Origin of the sequence: Spirosoma sp., from assembly GCF_048594605.1 — a bacterium.
In the GTDB taxonomy this organism is placed as follows: domain Bacteria; phylum Bacteroidota; class Bacteroidia; order Cytophagales; family Spirosomataceae; genus Spirosoma.
Map to the genome: position 1 here is coordinate 1 of NZ_JBMDWV010000220.1, position 2,996 is coordinate 2,996.

3 protein-coding genes are annotated in these 2,996 nt (G+C 45.5%); all 3 read left to right on the forward strand.

All coding sequences use genetic code 11. The features are described 5' to 3' along the window. Window positions 1–1,441, forward strand: a 1,441-nt coding sequence (locus ACOJS8_RS14150; protein WP_420149196.1) for a M13 family metallopeptidase, incomplete at its 5' end; no start/stop codon positions are given. A 288-nt stretch (window positions 1,442–1,729) separates the two neighbouring features. Continuing rightward, a complete protein-coding gene (locus ACOJS8_RS14155) occupies window positions 1,730–2,161 on the forward strand; it encodes a MarR family winged helix-turn-helix transcriptional regulator (RefSeq protein ID WP_420149197.1) in 432 nt (143 codons plus the stop codon). A 1-nt stretch (window position 2,162) separates the two neighbouring features. Continuing rightward, on the forward strand, window positions 2,163–2,996 hold an 834-nt coding region (locus ACOJS8_RS14160; protein WP_420149198.1), incomplete at its 3' end, for a TolC family protein.

The following is a 2,996-nucleotide window of genomic DNA, read 5'->3' on the forward strand; positions in this document are numbered from 1 at the left end:
TCAAAAAGGGTATCAACAATACCTCACCCGTCTGTTTGAGTTGACAGGGTCGGACGTAATGACTGCGGAGAAAAACGCAAACATCGCCTACGAACTTGAAAAACAACTGGCCAGTGCCCATAAAACAAATATTGAACGTAGGGATGTCAAGGCCAACTACAACAAACTGGCGGTCGCTGATCTTATAAAAAGACAGCCTACTCTAAGCTGGGCAACCTTGTTAACCGACTTAGGATTGAAGGTCGATTCGGTCAACGTAAGACAACCTGCTTATTATGACAAGCTGAATACAATGTTAACGTCAGTACCTATCGGTGACTGGAAAGTCTATTTAAAAGCCAATGCCCTGACCAACTACTCGGGCTTCCTGAGCCAACCGTTTGTCGATGCGTCGTTTGCGTATGCAAAAATTCTGACCGGACAGGCGGTGAAGAAAACACGGGCCGAAGAGATGACACAGGCGGTTGATGGTTCACTCGGCGATGCGCTGGCCCAGTTATACGTAAAAAAATATTTTCCGGAAGAAGCAAGAAAACGGATGGCCGTTTTGGTAGACAACCTTAAAAAAGCGTTTGAAGCCCGCATCAACAAACTGGACTGGATGAGCGATTCTACCAAAACAAAAGCGAAAGAAAAGCTCTACGCCTTCTCTCAGAAAATCGGTTACCCGGATAAATGGAGAGATTATTCGAAGGTAGACGTAAAACGAGACGCTTATTTTGAAAATTGGTTGTCGGTCAATGGAAATGACTATCGCTACAGCCTGGCTAAAGTAGGACAGCCTGTCGACCGAACGGAATGGCACACAACTCCGCCAACAGTAACGGCCTACAACAATCCGCCAATGAATGAAATCGTTTTCCCGGCGGGTATCCTACAGGCTCCCTATTTCGATGTAAATGCCGATGATGCGCTGAATTACGGCGGCATTGGAATGGTAATTGGTCACGAAATAACGCACTCGTTCGACGATCAGGGTGCCCAATTTGATAAGTTCGGTAACGTAACAAACTGGTGGACAAAAGCAGACTACGCTAAATTCAAAGCAAGAACCCAGCAGGTGATTGATCAGTATAACCAGTTTACTGTGCTCGATTCTGTACATGTGAAAGGCGCCTTAACCGTGGGCGAGAACACCGCCGACATTGCCGGAGTTGCCATTGCGTATGATGCCTTTAAATTGACTGAGCAAGGTAAAGACACCACAAAACTGGACGGCTTTACACCCGACCAGCGTTTCTTCATCTCAACTGCCCGAATATGGCGCGTAAAAACAAGGGACGCGTATATGGGCATGTATGTCAACACGAATCCGCACTCACCAGCCAAATGGCGAGTGAACGGCCCCCTAATGAACTTTACGCCTTTCTACAAAGCCTTTAATGTACAGCCGGGTGACAAAATGTATAAACCCGAAAAGGATAGAATAACCGTTTGGTAGGGAAACCCCTTCTGCATCTCTGACCTGTATGGGCAGAGATGCAGAAGGGGTTTTGAAGGTTAAAATTATATTAAAAATAAACTAATGTCTTCTTGATAAAATCATATTATTTCTTGATAATAGTTTAAGGTAGATATTGTATTATTCTAATAACGTAGTATCGTTGTACTAATCAAAGCTTTTTATGTTTTGTTAACCTAAGCGTAGCAAATAACGTAACTATTTTGTTGTTTAAACGAAATTTGTTTAAACGAATATTGGTTATACCTTTGAAACCGCCCAATGAGCATGGAAAAGCAATCGATTAATGAATACCACCGCCTGATAAAAAATCTGCACATGACGGATGGCTATATATTCAACTATTTTGGACAAAAGCTAGCTCCGTTTGATTTGTCGGTTCAACAATATATCACATTACGACGTCTTTCGGAGGTATATCCAAATAGTTTGACAGCAGGGGAGTTGAAGGAAAAAATGACTGACGTGAACTCCGACATGACCCGGCTTACGGATCGGCTGGTTGCGAAAAATTTGATTGTCCGTGAGGTAGATCCACAAAATCGTCGGCGGATTAATCTGCGACTTACCGAAGAATCTTACCGGTTCGTAGAAGCTGTCGCCGTTGAGTTCAAGAATTTTGAATCGATCGTTAGCCACCTGACTGACGAAGAAGTACGCACGATGAACACACTGTTAGATAAAATTAGAAATAAGTAATATGAAAAAGTACGTAATGAGTGTTGGAATGGTGCTGGCGGGCTTAAGCCTGGCGGTTGCACAACCAGCACCAGCCGTTATGCCCCTGGATAAGGCCATTCAACTGGCCTTGCAGAACAACAAGGGTATCAAATTAGCCGATACGCGTACGCAGGCTGCCGAAGCACGGGCGCAGGAGGCAAAAGATCGTAGTTTACCTACGGCTAATGCGTCTCTTGCTTATTCCCGCTATAGTTTGACAGGTCCCTTTTCTCTTGGACAGGGCGAAGATGGCAAAGCGTTATTCGGTATACCCGCCGGTGCATTTAATGCCACAATGGGTGGCGCTACCATCAGTAAGGAAGTGTTTGGCGGTTTTGCAGAAAAGTCGGCGGAGAAATCGGCGGAGTTATTGGCAAAAGCTAGTCATCTGGATGCGCAACGAAACCGTTCGGAACTGGTTTATACCGTAACGGATGCGTATTACAACATCGTTAAACTGGCCCGTTCGATTGGCGTGATCGAGCAGAATATCAGGCAGTTTGACGAGCGGGAGCGCGAAGCACAAAACCTTCAGAAAGAGGGCGTAGTGACGGCCAACGAGGTTTTAAAAATTCAGCTACAGAAAAATAATCTGAACCTGAGTCGCTTACAGGTTGAGAAGGCTCGCCAGACAGCACTTTACAATTTCAATCTGCTCATCGGCTTGCCCGACAATCAGCAGATTGCCATTGATACGTTGCTAACAAACCCTACCGCCGTGACAGAGTCTTTGGGCGCCTTTCTGGATCGGGCCGTACAAACTCGCCCGGAAGTAGAAGCGAATGCGTTACGTGTGCAGTCGGCGCAGGAAATG

Bases quoted from the DNA above. Each gene is read 5' to 3' on its own strand.
- ACOJS8_RS14155 (WP_420149197.1), top strand. From the start codon at position 1,730: ATGGAAAAGCAATCGATTAATGAATACCACCGCCTGATAAAAAATCTG.